Annotated in this window: 14 protein-coding genes; 6 read left to right on the top strand and 8 right to left on the bottom strand. The window is 42.4% G+C overall.

Annotation, left to right across the window (positions count from 1 at the left end; genetic code table 11):
* Window positions 1–101: 101 nt before the first annotated feature.
* The 4 genes from recA to NAF17_RS09235 form a co-directional block, all read right to left on the bottom strand.
* Complete coding sequence (gene recA, locus NAF17_RS09220) at window positions 102–1109, bottom strand: recombinase RecA (protein WP_252757716.1); 1008 nt, start codon at window positions 1107–1109, stop codon at window positions 102–104.
* Between the two features lie 216 nt (window positions 1110–1325).
* The gene (nth, locus tag NAF17_RS09225) at window positions 1326–2087 is read right to left on the bottom strand and encodes an endonuclease III (protein ID WP_252757717.1); all 762 of its coding nucleotides are present in this window, start codon (window positions 2085–2087) and stop codon (window positions 1326–1328) included.
* Between the two features lie 213 nt (window positions 2088–2300).
* The gene (locus NAF17_RS09230) at window positions 2301–2501 is read right to left on the bottom strand and encodes a hypothetical protein (RefSeq protein ID WP_252757718.1); all 201 of its coding nucleotides are present in this window, start codon (window positions 2499–2501) and stop codon (window positions 2301–2303) included.
* Between the two features lie 313 nt (window positions 2502–2814).
* On the bottom strand, window positions 2815–3399 hold the full coding sequence (locus tag NAF17_RS09235; RefSeq protein WP_191175799.1) for an RNA polymerase sigma factor: 585 nt from the start codon (window positions 3397–3399) through the stop codon (window positions 2815–2817).
* Window positions 3400–3837: 438 nt separating this feature from the next.
* Here NAF17_RS09235 and uvrA point away from each other — a divergent pair, with 438 nt between their 5' ends.
* Window positions 3838–6798, top strand: a complete 2961-nt coding sequence (gene uvrA / locus NAF17_RS09240; RefSeq protein WP_252758486.1) for an excinuclease ABC subunit UvrA — start codon at window positions 3838–3840, stop codon at window positions 6796–6798.
* A 160-nt stretch (window positions 6799–6958) separates the two neighbouring features.
* Here uvrA and NAF17_RS09245 read toward each other — a convergent pair whose 3' ends face one another.
* From NAF17_RS09245 to NAF17_RS09250, 3 genes are all read right to left on the bottom strand, one after another.
* Window positions 6959–9226, bottom strand: coding sequence for an aconitate hydratase (locus NAF17_RS09245; RefSeq protein WP_252757719.1), 2268 nt, complete (start codon window positions 9224–9226; stop codon window positions 6959–6961).
* A 321-nt stretch (window positions 9227–9547) separates the two neighbouring features.
* Window positions 9548–9679 (bottom strand): hypothetical protein, encoded by a 132-nt coding sequence (locus NAF17_RS18100; protein ID WP_256474486.1) that lies wholly within the window; start codon window positions 9677–9679, stop codon window positions 9548–9550.
* Between the two features lie 377 nt (window positions 9680–10056).
* A complete protein-coding gene (locus tag NAF17_RS09250; RefSeq protein ID WP_252757720.1) occupies window positions 10057–10677 on the bottom strand; it encodes a polysaccharide deacetylase family protein in 621 nt (206 codons plus the stop codon).
* A gap of 90 nt (window positions 10678–10767) precedes the next feature.
* Between NAF17_RS09250 and NAF17_RS09255 the strand changes: the two genes are divergently transcribed.
* The 5 genes from NAF17_RS09255 to NAF17_RS09275 all read left to right on the top strand — a co-directional run bounded on the left by NAF17_RS09255 (window position 10768) and on the right by NAF17_RS09275 (window position 15657).
* The gene (locus NAF17_RS09255) at window positions 10768–12210 is read left to right on the top strand and encodes a TolC family protein (RefSeq protein ID WP_252757721.1); all 1443 of its coding nucleotides are present in this window, start codon (window positions 10768–10770) and stop codon (window positions 12208–12210) included.
* Window positions 12211–12241: 31 nt separating this feature from the next.
* Window positions 12242–13582, top strand: coding sequence for an efflux RND transporter periplasmic adaptor subunit (locus NAF17_RS09260; protein WP_252757722.1), 1341 nt, complete (start codon window positions 12242–12244; stop codon window positions 13580–13582).
* A gap of 299 nt (window positions 13583–13881) precedes the next feature.
* Window positions 13882–14889 carry an NAD(P)H-dependent glycerol-3-phosphate dehydrogenase gene (locus NAF17_RS09265; RefSeq protein WP_252757723.1) on the top strand — a complete coding sequence of 336 codons (1008 nt, stop codon included), beginning with the start codon at window positions 13882–13884 and terminating at the stop codon, window positions 14887–14889.
* 31 nt (window positions 14890–14920) lie between these two features.
* On the top strand, window positions 14921–15265 hold the full coding sequence (locus tag NAF17_RS09270; protein ID WP_252757724.1) for a hypothetical protein: 345 nt from the start codon (window positions 14921–14923) through the stop codon (window positions 15263–15265).
* Window positions 15266–15336: 71 nt separating this feature from the next.
* Window positions 15337–15657, top strand: a complete 321-nt coding sequence (locus tag NAF17_RS09275) for a hypothetical protein (RefSeq protein WP_252757725.1) — start codon at window positions 15337–15339, stop codon at window positions 15655–15657.
* 113 nt (window positions 15658–15770) lie between these two features.
* Here NAF17_RS09275 and NAF17_RS09280 read toward each other — a convergent pair whose 3' ends face one another.
* Complete coding sequence (locus NAF17_RS09280; protein WP_252757726.1) at window positions 15771–17624, bottom strand: DEAD/DEAH box helicase; 1854 nt, start codon at window positions 17622–17624, stop codon at window positions 15771–15773.
* Window positions 17625–17793 lie beyond the last annotated feature (169 nt).

The following is a 17793-nucleotide window of genomic DNA, read 5'->3' on the forward strand; positions in this document are numbered from 1 at the left end:
TATATTCTATAAAGATTGGAGTAACATTTCACATAATCGGTGAAATTATCTGTCAAACTAATTGATCAGTGTAATCATCCATCAATCGGTGAAATCTAAATCTAAACTTCAGCTAAGCTTTCGCCTGTAACGGTGGCTTTAATTTTTGCTTCCAGTTCTTCCATCAGTTCCGGGTTATCCAATATCAGTTGTTTAACTGCATCGCGGCCCTGGCCTAAACGGGTTTCGCCGTAGCTGAACCACGATCCTGCTTTTTTAATGATATTGTATTCTACACCAAGATCAATTATTTCACCTGCTTTGGAGATACCCTCACCAAACATAATGTCGAACTCGGCAATACGGAACGGAGGAGCCACCTTATTTTTAACGATCTTCACTTTAACGCGGTTACCAGATACCTCGTCAGAATCTTTAATTTGCGAGATGCGGCGTACATCCAAACGTACCGAAGCGTAAAATTTTAAAGCGTTACCACCTGTTGTAGTTTCGGGGTTACCGAACATAACACCGATCTTATCGCGCAGCTGGTTAATGAAGATACAGCAACATCCTGTTTTGCTGATGGTACCGGTTAGTTTACGTAACGCCTGTGACATTAAACGGGCGTGTAAGCCCATTTTAGAATCGCCCATTTCGCCTTCTATCTCCGCCTTTGGTACCAATGCCGCAACAGAGTCGATAACTAATATATCTATAGCACCCGAACGGATCAGGTTATCGGCAATTTCTAATGCCTGCTCACCATTATCCGGTTGTGATATTAAAAGGTTTTCTACATCTACACCCAATTTTTTGGCGTAGAAACGGTCGAAAGCGTGCTCAGCATCAATAAATGCTGCTATGCCACCTTTCTTTTGGGATTCGGCTATAGCATGTATGGCTAAGGTTGTTTTACCTGAAGATTCCGGGCCATAGATCTCTATCACCCTGCCTTTTGGTAAACCGCCTACACCTAAAGCAATATCAAGGCCTAAAGACCCGGTTGATATAGTTTCGGTAGGTTCAATAACGGAGTCGCCCAGTTTCATGATGGTTCCTTTACCGTATGATTTTTCCAGCTTGTCTAACGTTAGCTGTAATGCCTTTAACTTATCTGCGTTGATCATCTTAAATTATTGTGAAACAAATATAAAACATAAATTTATAATTACTAATATTTTTAGTAATTATTTATTGGTAGTAATATCCCGTCATTGCGAGGAGCGTAGCAACGTGGCAAGCTTCGATAAGTAAGTAAGCCACAGGCCTATCAAAGATTGCCACGTTATCGCTCGCAATGATGCAAGAGGTTGATGTAAACTTACCTAACCCAAAACTCTTAATCAAATATCTTTATCAACACTTCGTTTTGCCAGTTCTTTGCTGATAGTATTCAACGCCTTTTTCTTTTTAGCGTCTTTGGTCTTGCGCATCTTTGCAGCCTCAGCACGTAACAAAGCCGTCTCGGTATTTTGCTGCTCGTAATATTTGCAGAACCAGGTAAGCGGGCAGATCTCGCACTTAGGCGAGCGGGCCACACAAATATAACGCCCGTGCAATATCAGCCAGTGATGCGCAATGGCCAACGTATTTTGCGGCAAGTATTGTACCAGCTGCTTTTCTACCGCCAGCGGGGTAGTGGCGCGTGTGGTTAAGCCGATCCGGTTGGACACCCTGAACACATGCGTATCTACCGCGATAGCAGGTGCATCAAACACTACTGATGCAATTACGTTAGCCGTTTTACGGCCTACACCGGGCAGCCTTTGTAACTCATTAATATCAGATGGTATTTCGCCGCCAAAAACTTCCATAAGCATTTTGCCCATGCCGGCCAGGTGCTTTGCCTTATTATTTGGATAACTTACGCTGCGGATGTAAGTAAAAATCTCGCCGGCATCTGATGCCGCCAAAGACGCCGCATTTGGGAAACGTTTAAATAGTGCTGGTGTAACCTGGTTGATGCGCTTATCGGTACATTGTGCAGATAATATTACGGCCACCAACAATTCATACGGACTGCTATAATGCAACTCTGTTTCGGCCGAGGGCTGGTTTTTGGAGAAATATTCTACGAAGTGGCGGTAGCGTTCGGCTTTAAGCATGGGATTAGTTCATAGTTGATGGTTCATAGATCATGGACGAACCAATTTTTTACAATAATCCAGAATTATATGCAATTAGCCAAAACGAGTTGCTATGAACCATTAACTATCATCTATAAATTAAGGTATAAATAGAAAGGTTCATAAATCAAACCAATGGGTGTAATACCCAACCGGGATGATTTATGAACCAGTGCTTTGGCGTAATACTACTTAGCGACGGCTTTTCGAATAATCGAGGATGTAGTGGATGGTCTGCAGTTTTGGCTTCTTCTTTAGAAGGTCCAAATCAGCACGGATGGAATGATAAAACATCACATCATCCACATCCAGATTTTCTTGTACTACCTCTGATTGTTTCACCTGAGCTTTGTTAGTGACCGCATTAAAAATTGAAGTAAAGGTTTCACCCATAAGCTGTTGATTGTTTAATTATTAAAGTAACGGGAATTATTTATTAATATTTTACGAACATGAAAATTAAATGAAATTTTTTTTGAGAGTTAATTTTATGCAAATTAGTACGGTTTAAATTAATAACATTAACTCAATCGTTTAAAATTCCATCATGGATTTGAATTTTAAACGACCAGAGGTTGCTGGATATTGTTGCGGGGGCAATAAAAAAAGCCACCCTATGCAGGGCAGCTTTTGTAACAATATGATTAGATGATTATTTCCCCGTCCTGAGGGGTGCTGAAACAAGTTCGGGATGACAGGTTGCCAACTAATTTTTTAAACTCATCTCTTTATTCTGCATCATTTTGCGCAGGTTATTAAGCGCGTAACGCATGCGGCCAAGGGCGGTGTTAATGCTTACATCGGTAACATCGGCAATTTCCTTAAAGCTCATGTCACCAAAGTGGCGCATAATTAATACCTCTTTTTGTTCGGATGGTAAAAGTTGGATAAGCGATTTCAGGTCCTTATGCGTTTGCTCGCGTACCAGGCGGTCTTCGGCGCTTTCGTCATAATTGCCTAATACTTCAAAAATGTCGAAGTCGTCGCCATTGCTAACCATTGGCGCACGTTTTTCTCGGCGGAAATGATCTATCACCAGGTTATGCCCAATACGGGTTACCCATGGCAAAAACTTACCTTCTTCGTTATATTTGCCGGCTTTTAGCGTATTAATAACTTTAATAAACGTATCCTGGAAAATATCTTCGGCAAGGGCTTCGTCCTTAACAAGTAAGTAAATAGATGTGTAAATTTTTGATTGATACCGCCTGATGAGTTCAACAAGTCCTGCCTCGTCTCCGGCGATATAAAGATGGATTAGATCCTGATCACTTTTCAATTGAAAATCCATAGAAAGCTACTAATAAACTAAATTAAATGTTTTGTCGTTATTAAAAGTAGAATTCTATCTATAGCGTTTCTTTTAAGGTTTTAGAAAAATGTTACGCTCAAATATAATGATCTTAAAAAATAAAAGCAAATATTTTTTAACCGGGCATTTTACGTTCTTCTCAAAAGCTAATGTGTCACTAAAATGCAAACTCTTTTATTAATAACTAATTAACCTTCACAATTACCAAAACCTATTTGGATTAAGCTAAATATTTTAGGATTTTTGCAGCCGGAAAATGTTCATAGATAATAGATCATTGTTCATAGTCTGAAGTGCCAAAAATCAAACAAGTTTAATCCTTTAGCGGTTAGACTTTTATTCGTGATTAAGGTTTAATCGGTTCTAATGAACTATTAACCATTAACCATGAACTTCCCAGATGAATTAAGGAAAAGAATGACCAAAGAAGCAGAAAAAGACCCGAAAAAACATATTATCATAAAAGGGGCAAGGGTACACAACCTTAAAAATATGGATGTGGCCATCCCCAAAAACAAGCTGGTGGTTATCACGGGCATGTCGGGTTCGGGTAAATCATCGCTTGCGTTTGATACTTTGTATGCCGAAGGTCAGCGTCGCTATGTGGAAAGCTTATCATCCTATGCCCGCCAGTTTTTGGGGCGAATGAATAAGCCTGATGTGGATTATATAAAAGGGATAGCACCGGCCATCGCTATTGAGCAGAAAGTGATAACCAGCAACCCGCGGTCAACGGTGGGTACTTCTACCGAGATCTACGATTACTTAAAGCTGCTTTTCGCGCGCATTGGTAAAACCGTTTCGCCTATATCAGGCGGGTTGGTTAAAAGAGATTCGGTTACCGATGTAATTAATTTTATTACAGCTTTGCCGGATGAATCACAGGTTACCATCCTTTGCCCGCTGCATCCGCATAACAACCGCAGCATTAAAGAGGAATTGGCCGTTTTAATGCAAAAGGGTTTTGTAAGGGTAGAGTTTAACGGACAGGTATCGCGCATAGAAACCTTGCTGGAAGATGAAACTATTGATGGTGCATCTATGGTGATGGATGAAGAAGCTGCGCCTGCAAAAACTAAGAAAACAAAAACTAAAAAAGGTGAAGAGGAAGTATCGTCACTGCCTGCCATTTCTGTTGTGCGCATCGTTATAGATCGTATCACTAAGAATGAGGAAGACGAAACCATCAGCCGCTTAGCCGATAGTATCCAGACCGCATTTTTTGAAGGGAAGGGCGATTGTTATGTGCAATACGTAGCCCCGGCAGCCCCCTCTACATTTTACCCGGTAGGGGAGCCTTTAAATTATGAAGCCCTCCCTTCCGGAGAGGGTTTTGGTGGGGTTTCCGAACGCTTCTTCTGCGACCGTTTCGAGTTGGATAATATCCGTTTTGAAGAGCCTACGCCAAACTTTTTTAGTTTTAACAACCCCTACGGTGCCTGCAAAAAATGCGAAGGTTACGGTAAAGTTATCGGTATTGACGCCGACTTGGTTATCCCCGATAAAAGCAAGAGTATCTACGAAGGCGCTATTGCTCCATGGCGTGGCGAAAAAATGCGCGAGTGGAACGATGTGCTTGTAAAAAGCTCGTTAAAATTTGACTTCCCTATCCATCGCCAGTATAACCAACTAACCGAAAAAGAGCAGGAATTGCTATGGACGGGTAACCAGTATTTCCGTGGGTTAAATGCCTTCTTCAAAGAGATGGAGGAGCAAACCTATAAAATACAATACCGTGTTTTGCTATCGCGATACCGTGGTAAAACCACCTGCCCGGAATGTAAGGGCAGCCGTTTGCGCAAGGATGCAACCTATGTTAAGATAGACGGCAGATCCATCACCGATGTGGTGCTGATGCCTTTAGATGCCGCGCTGGAGTTTTTTAGCAACCTTAAACTGAATGAGACCGACGCAAAAATTGGTAAACGTTTATTGCTGGAAATAGTAAACCGTTTGGTGTTTTTGAATGATGTAGGTTTGGCGTATTTAACGCTTAATCGTTTGTCAAATACACTATCTGGTGGCGAGTCGCAACGGATCAACCTGGCTACATCATTAGGGAGTAGTTTGGTAGGGTCGATTTATGTGTTGGATGAGCCAAGCATCGGCCTGCACCCACGTGATACACAGCGTTTAATTACCGTGTTAAAATCCCTGCGCGATGTAGGCAACACCGTTTTGGTTGTTGAGCACGAGGAAGAGATCATGAAAGCTGCTGACCATATTATTGATATTGGCCCCGAAGCAGGCACGCATGGCGGTAACCTGATGTTTACAGGTACCTACGACCAAATTATTGTAGATAATGAAAGCCTAACCGGTAAATACCTGAGTGGCCGCCAAGAGATAGCTATACCGCCAACGCGCCGTAAATGGAGCGACTATATAGAGATAAAAGGCGCGCGCGAAAACAACTTGAAGAATGCGGATGCTAAGTTTCCGTTGGGGATACTTACTGTGGTAACAGGTGTATCCGGCTCGGGTAAAACCAGTTTGGTGAAACGCATTTTTGCGCCTGCCCTTCAAAAAACTTTGGGTAACTATAATGGCGACCAAAGTGGCGCGTTCGATAGTATCGAGGGCGATTATAATAAAATTGAACAGGTAGAGATGGTAGATCAAAACCCAATTGGACGTTCATCGCGCTCTAACCCGGTTACTTATGTAAAGGCCTGGGACGAGATCCGTAACCTGTACGCCGCGCTGCCGGTTTCTAAGGCAGCAGGCTTAAAGCCATCAGCATTTTCATTTAATGTGGAGGGCGGCCGTTGCGACGTTTGCCAGGGCGAAGGCGAAGTGAAGATAGAGATGCAGTTTATGGCAGATATCTTCCTGACTTGCGAGGCCTGTAATGGTAAACGCTTTAAACAGCACATTCTGGACGTTACTTATAATGAGAAGAACGTATCTGAAGTATTGGAAATGACGATCGACGAAGGACTTGAGTTCTTCGTTAAAGAACCGAAGATATTGGCTAAAATAAAACCATTGGTTGATGTTGGCTTAGGTTACGTGCAGTTGGGCCAATCTTCAAACACCCTATCGGGTGGCGAGGCGCAGCGTATCAAGCTGGCATCCTTCCTGGTGAAGGGTAACAATACTAATAAAACGCTTTTCATATTTGATGAACCTACAACAGGTTTGCACTTTGCAGATATTAAGAAGCTGCTAAAATCATTCGATGCGTTGTTAGAGCACGGCAACACTATCATTGTGATAGAACACAATATGGACGTGATAAAATGCGCCGACTGGGTGATAGACATTGGCCCCGAAGGTGGCGACCGTGGTGGTAAAGTAGTGTTCGAAGGCCTGCCCGAAGACCTTATAAAAGTTAAAAATAACTATACAGGTCAGTTTTTGAAGGAGAGGTTTTAGGGAAGATATTAGTGAATGGTGATTAGAGATTAGGCTAATGATATAAAAGGCGATGGTTATTCATTGCCTTTTTTGTGTCGTGTTCCTGCCAATAATCCCACAAAAAAAGCCTCCCCATTCAGGGAGGCTTAATCTAAAATCGTATTTCTAAAATCTAAAATTAAGATATCATTTGCCTGCGGATGATGTTCAACGCGCCGCCTGCTTTAAACCACTCAATTTGCTGTGCATTGTATGTGTGGTTTACCGAGAAGCTTTCTGTTGTGCCATTTGCATGGTGTAACACTACGGTTAACTGTTTGCCCGGGGCAAAGGTGGTTAGGCCGGTAATGTCAATAACATCGTCCTCTTGTATTTTTTCGTAATCGTTGGTATTAGTAAAAGTGATACCCAACATACCTTGTTTTTTAAGGTTGGTTTCGTGGATACGGGCAAATGATTTTACCAGTATGGCACGTACACCTAAGTGGCGTGGCTCCATTGCCGCATGCTCGCGAGATGAACCTTCACCGTAGTTCTCGTCACCAACTACTATAGAACCGATACCTGCAGCTTTGTAATCGCGCTGTGTAGCCGGAACCGGGCCATATTCGCCTGTCAATTCGTTTTTCACGCTATCGGCCGTGTTGTTAAAATAGTTAATAGCACCTATCAGCATATTGTTAGATATGTTATCTAAGTGACCACGGAACTTTAACCATGGGCCAGCCATTGAAATATGGTCGGTAGTACATTTACCACGTGCTTTAATTAACAGTTTTAAACCGGTAATGTCAGTACCTTCCCAAGGGGTAAACGGCTCCAGTAATTGTAAGCGTGATGATGTTGGGCTAACAATAACCTCAACGCCGCTGCCATTTTCGGCCGGTGCCTGGTAACCGGCATCTTCAACTGCATAACCATGTATCGGCATTTCAATACCTTGTGGCTCGTCAAATTTAACCTGCTCGCCTGCTTTGTTGGTTAACGTATCGGTAAGTGGGTTAAAGGTAAGGTCGCCCGCAATAACAAACGCGGTAACAATCTCCGGAGAGGCTACAAACGCGTGAGTATTAGGGTTACCATCCTGGCGTTTAGCAAAGTTACGGTTAAATGAGGTGATGATAGAGTTTTTGCGGGTGGGGTCGTCGGTATGGCGTGCCCACTGGCCAATACAAGGGCCACAAGCGTTTGCCAATACTACACCGCCCATAGCCTCAAAGGTACCTAAGTAACCATCGCGCTCAACCGTGTAACGTACCAACTCCGAACCCGGGGTAATGGTGAACTCTGCTTTGGTAGCTAAGTTTTTATCGATAGCCTGTTTCGCGATTGATGCAGAACGGGTAATGTCTTCGTAAGACGAATTTGTACAAGAACCTATTAAACCAACCTCTAATTTTACGGGCCAGTTGTTTTCACGAACCGCTTGCGCGAATTTAGAAATAGGCCACGCCAGGTCAGGAGTGAACGGGCCGTTAACGTGTGGCTCAAGTTCGCTCAGGTTGATCTCGATAACCTGGTCAAAGTATTCGGTAGGGTTTGCGTAAACCTCGTCGTCACCGGTTAGGTGTTCGGCAATAGCGTTGGCAAGGGTAGCAATTTCTTCACGTTTGGTACCGTTAAGGTAAGTAGCAATTTTCTCGTCGTAACCAAAAATAGAAGTGGTTGCACCAATCTCGGCACCCATGTTACAGATGGTACCTTTACCTGTTGCAGAAAGTGAACGTGCACCTTCGCCAAAATATTCAACAATAGCGCCGGTACCACCTTTTACAGTAAGGATACCTGCTACTTTCAAAATAACGTCTTTGGCTGATGTCCAGCCGGATAGTTTACCGGTTAATTTTACACCGATAAGTTTAGGAAATTTTAGCTCCCATGGTAAGCCTGCCATTACATCACAGGCATCGGCACCGCCAACACCAATAGCCACCATACCCAAACCACCTGCATTAGGTGTGTGCGAGTCGGTACCTATCATCATACCACCGGGGAACGCGTAGTTCTCTAAAACAACCTGGTGAATAATACCTGCACCGGCTTTCCAGAAACCGATACCGTATTTATCAGATACAGATGAAAGGAAGTCGTAAACTTCGCGGTTAATATCAACCGCCGTATTTAAATCGGCAACGGCGCCAACTTTTGCTTGTATCAAGTGATCGCAATGTACGGTTGATGGTACTGCAACCTGCGGGCGGCCTGCCTGCATAAACTGCAATAGCGCCATTTGCGCGGTAGCATCTTGCATGGCTACGCGGTCTGGTGCAAAATCAACGTAGTCGGTACCGCGTTCAAAAGCTTTTTTAGCATCACCTTCAGAAAGGTGAGCGTATAATATTTTTTCGGTTAATGTAAGATGTTTACCGGTCGCTTTACGGGCAGCATCCACACGGGTGCTGTAGCGATCGTAAACCTTTTTGATCATGTCTAAATCAAAAGCCATAATGTTTGCTTTTTAATAGGTAATAAGATATAAGCCTGCCTATGTAGCCGACTTGCCGCGAATTTACAAAATATAAACTTTATTCACAGTAAGCCCTTTGTACAATTGTTATTTGGATATGTTCTTAATAAGTAAGCGATTGAAGTTAATCTTCAAATGGATCAAAAACTATAGGTTGGAAATCTTTTTAAAATTGGCAGTGTTGCGCGTAATTAGGGTTTTGCTATGCACTACGGCAATTCAGATTTCATTTTTCCCGAAATTCGGCCAATTGTTTTTTAATATCTTCAATAGACGGCTTCGTCATTTTGCCTTTAAGACTTAGTAAACGCTGCACTCTTTTTCATCAGTTCTCGGTTCATTATCGTGTAATTTGATAATGTTCATAGCTTCAAGGTCCTTTAACAGGTCTAACGCCTTATCATCAATTATAACTACTGTTACAGTTGTCATAACGTTTCTATCGAAATATAAATTTTAAAAAAAACGCATTGGCAATGCCAACTCATCAACTATTTCCCACTCTTTTCTATCAACTTATCCCCCCCCCCCCATTGATTGTAACAATATAAACCTTACCATCGGGCCATATGGTAATATCGCACATGCAGCCTTACTTGCCTTTGTAAAAAGTGCTAACGCTGTTAAATATTACTGGTTTAAGTTTTTTTTATACCCAAAATGAGTTAAGCTTTCAGCTTAACGGTAATATCAGGACTGCGCTTTACTTCAATTTGTTGCGCAAGCTAAAAGCTTGTTGTGTTTTAGGCCTAAGTTGAAAACTTAGATTAGATGGTGGAAATTTAAAATGGCTGCAAACTGCCACCCGCTTACTGCAAACTTTCAAAAGTATACCCCTCCTTACTCCAATGCTCCATCGCTAACGGCAGTACATGCTCAAGCTTAAAAAAAGCCTTTACACTGTCATGGAAAAGAACGATCGAGCCTTCCTTTGCATTATTGAGCACATTTTTTAAAGCGTCTTCCTTTTTTAGCGCCATATCAAAATCGCCGCAAAGTACATCCCACATAATTATCTGCAGATCGGGGCGGGCTTCCTTCAATAGTTTTATTTGGTCGCGTTTAATGCGGCCGTAAGGGGGGCGAAACAGGGGCGTATCTAAAACCTTATCTGCTTTTAGGAAGTTTTCGAGGTAGGTTTGGTTGTCTGTGGCCCAGCCTTTTAGGTGGTTGTAAGTATGGTTGCCAATGGCGTGGCCTGCTTTTTTCACGTCGGCAAACACATCGGGGTGCTTGCGCACATTGTCGCCAATGCAAAAGAAGGTGGCTTTTGCATCATACTTTTTTAAAATATTTAACACAAATGGTGTAACAATGGGTATGGGGCCGTCGTCAAAAGTCAAATAAATGCAACGGGCACCTGGTTTAGTATCCCAAATTAATTGAGGGTATAGCTTTTTTAGCCACCAGGGAGTTTTTACCAGGTACATTCGTAAAACGTTTAAGTGTTTAATGAGTTTGCCAACAAAATCTGAACTTGCAAAGTAAATAGCTTTACTTACAATTGTATACAATTTATTATGAAACTAAACTTACAAATCACAAAAGTAACCATTGCTTGCTTCATATTAGTTTCGGCGGTAAACTTTACTGTTAATGCGCAGGAAGTTATCACCTTACAAAAAGCTATCGACCGCACGCTTGAGCGCAACTTAACCATTAAACAAGCTCAGTTTAGCGAAGCCATATCCGAAGAAAACCTTAAGCAATCTAAATACAACCAATTGCCAAATTTAACGGCAGGCCCGCAGGCTTCACTAAATTTTGGCCGTAATATCGATCCATCTACCAACCAGTTTACCAACCAGCACATTTTTGCGTTAAATGGTACGCTTAGTTCGCAGGTAACACTTTTCCAGGGTGGGCAATTGCGTAACCAGATCATCGCTAACAAATTATTGCTTGGTGCCGACCGTAGTTACACTGCCAAAATAAAGAATGACCTGGTACTGAATGTAGTTACCCAATACCTGCTAATATTAACAAACCAGGACCTGGTAACCGCTGCGCAGCAACAAATAGATATTGCCAAAATAACGCTTTACAGGGCTCAAAAAAACTTTGACGTAGGTAACCAAACCCAGGCAGATCTGTCGCAGGCCAAAGCAGCGCAATCAACCGCGGACTTAAATTATACCAATGCCGAGAACCAATTGGAATTATCGGTACTTACACTTAAACAGTATATGGAGATGCCCCCTGCAACAAATATTACCTTTGAGAAGCCGGACATTAGCAGGTTTAAAGAATTGAGCACCGTGTACGACCCCGAAGTTGTTTTAAAAACAGCTTTAGCCGTTAACCCGGATGTTACTTTGGCAGAAGCAAGGCAAAAAGCTGCCGCGCAGGATATTAAGGTAGCAAGAGGCAATTATTTCCCAAGTGTGGTGTTGTTTGGCCAGGTTGGTACAAATTATTCTGACGCGCGACGCCTGCAGGGTACCCCGTTTGCAACCGGCAGGGTAGATACTATTGGTTTTGTGCAAAATACGCCAAACGCGGTTACGATACCAAACTTTTCGGCACCTATCTTGCATTACCCTATTGGCAGGCAATTGAGCGATAACTTTAACCAGTCTATTGGTGTAACGTTACAGATCCCTATATTTAACAGGTTTAGCGCGCGTACATCTGTACGTAAAGCGAAGATCACTAATGAAAATGCCATAGTTACGGCGCAGTTAGCTAAAAACAATTTAAGCAAAATAATTTACCAGGCGGTTTGGGATGTGCAGGCAGCAAACAAAAGATATATATCTACACAGCAAACTTATAATGCCAATAAAGATGCCTTTAACATCATACAACAAAGGTATAATGTGGGCCTGGTGAACTCGCTTGATTATAATACATCATTAACAAACCTAAATAAATCGCAATTTGACCTTATAAACGCCCAATACGAGGTGGTGTTCAGGAGCAAAGTGATTGATTATTATTTAGGCAACCCTATAACACTTTAATTAAACACACAAACACAATCCTAAAATTATCATGGGAAAAACTACTAAATATATACTGATAGGCCTTGTTGTGCTGGTGGCATTACTAATTATTGGCAAAGTTACCGGTATAATTGGCAAACCGCAGGTAACGCAGGTTGCTGTTGAGAAAGCCGATAGCCGCGATATTAACGAAACCGTATCTGCCAGTGGTAAAATAAAACCTCACATCGAGGTTAAGATCAGCCCGGAGGTATCTGGCGAGGTGGTTGAGTTGCCTATTAAAGAAGGTGACGTGGTTAAAAAAGGCCAGTTGCTTTGCCGTATCCGCCCGGATATCTTAAAGTCGGGTTATGACCGCGCTGTGGCTTCATACAACACCCAAAAAGCAAGCGTTGGTAATTCGGCACAAATGCTGAAACAATCGCAGGCTACATTTGCCAACCAGGAGTCTATCTACAAACGGAGTAAAGAGCTTTTTGACAAAAAAGTATTAACCGTTGCCGAGTTTGAGCAGGCGAAAGCTAACTACGAAGGCGCGCGTGCAACATTAGAAGCATCTAAGCAAAACGTAATAGGTTCTACCTATGGTTTGGCACAATCACAGGCCTCTGTTAAAGAGGCACAAGATAACCTTGCCAAAACAACTATTTATGCCCCTGTTGATGGTGTGGTATCAAAACTGTCTATTGAGCAGGGCGAGCGCGTTTTGGGTACCCAGCAATTTGCCGGTACCGAGATCATGACCATATCTGACCTGAGCAAAATTGATGTTAATGTGGATGTGAACGAGAACGATATTAACCGCATAGCTATTGGTAACCAGTCGCAAATTGAGATAGATGCTTTCCTGGGTAAGAAATTTACGGGTGAGGTTATCGAAATAGGCAGTTCGGCCAACGTGGTAGGTACCAATGCAGACCAGGTGACCAATTTTACGGTTAAAGTGCGCATCACCGCGCAATCATATATCGACCTGCTGAAGAAAAATGCGGAGAACCATTCACCTTTTCGCCCGGGGTTAACCGCCACGGTTGATATCCAAACCAATCACGTAAAAGCATTGTCGGTGCCTATCCAGTCGGTAACCGCCCGTGATGTGAAAAAGACGGATGCTAAACCGGCCGATACCCAAAAGGACGATGCCAAGAAAACCACTATCAGCGCACCTGCAAAAGAGTATGTATACGTTTTGCAAGGCAACAAAGTGAAGCAGGTACAGGTAACCACCGGCATCCAGGATGATACCTATATCCAGATCTTAAGCGGCCTTAAAAGCGGCGAAGAAGTGGTATCTGCACCATTCGCAGCTATCTCAAAAACATTGAACGATGGTATGATAGTAGAAAAGGTAGATAAATCGAAACTGTTTACCGGCGAGGTTAAGAAGTAATTTTAAGCCGAAAAGGTGACGGAAAAAGGCGAAAGGTTTCAGTACTTTTCGCCTTTTTTGGTTAAAAATGTACTGTATTTTTCCGTTTAAAGATGGTGGCGCTATTTTGTCAGTAGGTAAAATCCGGGTGGCTTGATTATGAGATGATTGTGAATATTCACGTGTGTTCGCAAACGTGAACGTGAACATTTTGGTTAAGCTTTGCGCCGGGAAGCCTTTAGCTTTCACCTTTTCGCATAATATTTCATTAATTTGCATCACGGGAAAACCAATTGCCCGTTTGGTTCATTACTGACTAAATGCTTAAGCAAAAAAACAAAATTGCTGTTGTGGGCGGCGGAAGCTGGGCCACCGCAAATATTAAAATGCTTACCGATAACACCGCCGAAAAGGAAATTTTTTGGTGGATGCGCAACGGTGAAGCTGTAGAACACATCCGTAAATTTGGGCATAACCCACATTACTTAAGTTCTGTGGAGATCAAAGTGCCTGCGCAAAATATCTCTACCGATCTAAGATCCCTGATACAAGGTGTTGATTATATACTGCTGAATGTACCGGCAGCATTCTTAAAAGAAGCGCTTGCAGGCATCACTTCGGATGATTTGAAGGGTAAAAAAATAGTATCTGCCATAAAAGGTATTGTGCCCGACGAAAATAAGATCATCGGCGAGTTTTTGAACGAGAACTACGATGTGCCGTTTGATCATATCCTGGTGATAAGCGGCCCCTGCCACGCAGAAGAGGTTGCGCTTGAGAAACTATCCTACCTAACCATCGCCTCAAAAGACGAAGCCCTGGCTGCCGAATTTGCGGACATGCTAAGCACCCGCTACATCAAAACCATCGTGTCCGACGATATTTACGGCACCGAATACGGCGCTGTGCTGAAGAATGTGTATGCCATTGCCAGCGGCATTTGCCACGGCGTTGGGTATGGCGATAACTTCCAGGCGGTATTGATCTCGAACGCCATCCGCGAGCTGGAGCGATTCGTTGACAAAGTACACCCTATTGACCGCGACATAAAGGAATCGGCCTACCTGGGCGATTTGCTGGTTACCGCCTATTCGCAGTTTAGCCGTAATCGTACTTTTGGGAATATGATAGGGAAGGGTTACACGGTAAAATCGGCACAATTGGAGATGAATATGGTTGCGGAAGGATATTATGCAGTAAATTGCCTACACCAGGTGAACAGGCAATACAAAGTAGATATGCCCATTTGCGAGGCCGTATACGCTATTTTATATAAGAAAAGCCCACCTGTGTTAGAAATGCAGAAATTGGCAGAGAAATTGAGTTAGTTACAGCAGTAACTAAACAAAATTCTTCCAAATGAAAAATATATTTAAATCAGTCCTGTTCGCTGCTTCGTTATTTGCAGCATCATCGGCTTTCGCGCAAACACATAATGACACTACGCTGGGTCAAAAAATTGGTACCACAGCAAAAAAAGGTTGGCATGCTACAAAAAAAGCAGGTAAAGCAGTAGGTAATAAAACAGCAGAAGTTGCCTCTAAAGGTGTCGCAGCTGTTGCCGATAAAAAATACGATGAAAAAGTAGCGCCGGGTGGCCAAACTATTTATATCGATAAAAACTCTTATTATTACTACGTAAATAAAAAAGGCCATCACATATATGTGCCTAAAGCAAAACTGGTTAATAAACCGGATAAATAATTTTACAAAAAGCACCGGCTAACCAATCGGTGCTTTTTTATTTTCCCATCTTTTATTACCTTATCTGCAATATGAAAAAACATGCTCTACAATTGATAATGGTATTTGGGGTTGCCACACTGTTAACCGCCTGCGATAAAAAGGAATCAAATAAAAAAGTACGGGGCGACTGGAGATCTAAAGATTCCAGCACGAGCCTTAAAATAACTGATAAAAAGTTTATTATGGATGGCGATGTGCAAAACGCCGAGGATTATTTTACCAAAGGCGATACTATTTTTACATCATTTGAAGGCAATCAGCCCTATACCAAATTTGTGATTCAAAAACTTGATGAGCAGCGCATGAACCTGCTATACCCCGATTCGGTTGCCGTTGAGTTTATCCGTTAAAACAAAAACCTCCCGTATGATGAACAAACGAGAGGCTTTGTAAACAAAACTAAACTAAAACTATGCTTCCGGGTAACTAATCCGAAAGCTCTTATGAAACTAACTAACTAAACTTAGAATCTTCTGCGGCGTTCCGGGCGCTCTTCGCGGGGTTTGCCAGAGAAATCACGAAAACCACCACCACCGTTGCCAGCGCCGCTGTTCCTGTCCCTGTTGCCACCTTCGCGGCGTCCGCCATTACCACCACTATTTCTATCACGGTTGTAACCGCCTCCGCCTTCGCGCCTTTGGTAACCGCCTTCACGTCTGTCGCCATCGCCGCTTCTTGGGCTGCTGGTACCTTCGCCAGATATTTCAATCCTAACTTCGCGGCCTTTAAACTCAATGCCTTTAAAGTTATTTACTACCTGTTCAACATCAGCATTGCTTACTTCAAAGAATGAGTAAACACCTTTAACATCAATTTTACCAACGGTGCGTCCGCTTATTTTAGAGTTGTTGCAAATGTAACCCAGCAAATCGCCGCGGTTAAACTCATCAACACTACCTAAGTTGATAAACAAACGTGTATATTCTGATTTGCCACCTGAATCGCGCATACCGCGTTCGCCTCTTTCGCCATCCCTGCTACGATCATCTGCAGGTGCGTTAAGGTCTGGTGCATTTTGATAATAATCTAAAAAGCGGTTAAACTCTAATGATGCAAAACGTTTAATTACATCTTCTTTGCTTAACTCAGCAAATTCATCCATAATACGTGGGATGTATTGCTCAATTTGTGCTTCGTTAATAGTTACGTTATGTACTTTATGTACAAGGGCAAACAATTGTTTTTCGCAAACATCAAAACCTGTAGGTATTTCGGCTTTTACAAACTTTTTACCAATTACACGCTCAATTTGGCGAATTTTACCAAGCTCTTTGCTGTTGATGATAGCGATAGATATACCCATTTTACCTGCACGAGCTGTACGGCCGCTACGGTGGGTGTAGTTCTCTATCTCATCTGGTAAGCTATAGTTAATAACGTGTGTAACATCATTAACATCAATGCCGCGTGCTGCAACATCAGTAGCAATTAATAATTGCAGGCTGCGTTCGCGGTAGCGTTTCATTACCTTATCACGTTGTTGTTGTGATAAATCACCATGTAAAGCATCGGCGTTGTAACCATCTTTTATAAGTGACTCTGCAATTTCCTGAGTTTCTATTTTGGTACGGCAAAATACGATACCAAAGATCTCGGGGTTGTTATCAACTATCCGTTTAAAGGCAGCGTATTTATCACGGGCACGTACAACGTAGTACTCATGCTCGATATTAACATTACCTGTATTTTTTTCGCCCATGGTTAACTCAAAAGGGTTATCCATGTATTTTTTAGCGATCCTTCTAACCTCAGAAGGCATGGTGGCTGAGAACAGCCAGGTTTTTTTCTCGTCCGGAGTGGTAGATAAAATACTGTCAATGTCTTCCTGGAAGCCCATGTTGAGCATCTCATCAGCCTCATCCAATACCACAAACCTAACCTGCGAAAAATTGATCGCCTTGCGGTTAATAATGTCAAGCATACGGCCCGGGGTAGCAACAACGATCTGTACACCACGTTTAATTTGGCGTAGCTGATCCTGGATGCTTGCACCACCGTAAACGGCAACAACGTTAACGTTGTTCATGTGCTTGGAATAGTTCTTAATGTCGTTCGTGATTTGTAAACAAAGTTCACGTGTTGGGCATAAAACAAGCGCTTGCGGATGATTTTCTTCGAAATCGAGCAGTTCTAATAGCGGCAGTCCAAAAGCAGCTGTTTTACCGGTCCCTGTTTGGGCTAATCCGACAAAATCGTTGCTGCCTGTTAACAATACCGGAATTGACTGTTCCTGGATTGGTGTAGGATTTTCAAATCCTAACTCAGAGATGGCATTAACAATATCATGACGGATTCCCAGATTGATAAATGGGTTCATGAATTAAAATAACGTATTTGACTACATCGTCAAATCGGGTGCAAAAGTACAATTAATATTTGATATTGCAAATACTGATTTTGAAATTTATGATACTGGTAAAATTTAAGGTTAATTTGATGTTAACTAACTTAAAATCAATAACTTTTTTATGTTAATTATTTTGGCG

The organism is Mucilaginibacter aurantiaciroseus, from assembly GCF_024055595.1.
Taxonomy (GTDB): Bacteria; Bacteroidota; Bacteroidia; order Sphingobacteriales; family Sphingobacteriaceae; genus Mucilaginibacter; species Mucilaginibacter aurantiaciroseus.

Coding starts and splice junctions, on each gene's coding strand:
- recA (WP_252757716.1), bottom strand. CDS start 1,109: ATGATCAACGCAGATAAGTTAAAGGCATTACAGCTAACGTTAGACAAG.
- nth (WP_252757717.1), bottom strand. CDS start 2,087: ATGCTTAAAGCCGAACGCTACCGCCACTTCGTAGAATATTTCTCCAAA.
- NAF17_RS09230 (WP_252757718.1), bottom strand. CDS start 2,501: ATGGGTGAAACCTTTACTTCAATTTTTAATGCGGTCACTAACAAAGCT.
- NAF17_RS09235 (WP_191175799.1), bottom strand. CDS start 3,399: ATGGATTTTCAATTGAAAAGTGATCAGGATCTAATCCATCTTTATATC.
- uvrA (WP_252758486.1), top strand. CDS start 3,838: ATGACCAAAGAAGCAGAAAAAGACCCGAAAAAACATATTATCATAAAA.
- NAF17_RS09245 (WP_252757719.1), bottom strand. CDS start 9,226: ATGGCTTTTGATTTAGACATGATCAAAAAGGTTTACGATCGCTACAGC.
- NAF17_RS18100 (WP_256474486.1), bottom strand. CDS start 9,679: ATGACAACTGTAACAGTAGTTATAATTGATGATAAGGCGTTAGACCTG.
- NAF17_RS09250 (WP_252757720.1), bottom strand. CDS start 10,677: ATGTACCTGGTAAAAACTCCCTGGTGGCTAAAAAAGCTATACCCTCAA.
- NAF17_RS09255 (WP_252757721.1), top strand. CDS start 10,768: ATGAAACTAAACTTACAAATCACAAAAGTAACCATTGCTTGCTTCATA.
- NAF17_RS09260 (WP_252757722.1), top strand. CDS start 12,242: ATGGGAAAAACTACTAAATATATACTGATAGGCCTTGTTGTGCTGGTG.
- NAF17_RS09265 (WP_252757723.1), top strand. CDS start 13,882: ATGCTTAAGCAAAAAAACAAAATTGCTGTTGTGGGCGGCGGAAGCTGG.
- NAF17_RS09270 (WP_252757724.1), top strand. CDS start 14,921: ATGAAAAATATATTTAAATCAGTCCTGTTCGCTGCTTCGTTATTTGCA.
- NAF17_RS09275 (WP_252757725.1), top strand. CDS start 15,337: ATGAAAAAACATGCTCTACAATTGATAATGGTATTTGGGGTTGCCACA.
- NAF17_RS09280 (WP_252757726.1), bottom strand. CDS start 17,624: ATGAACCCATTTATCAATCTGGGAATCCGTCATGATATTGTTAATGCC.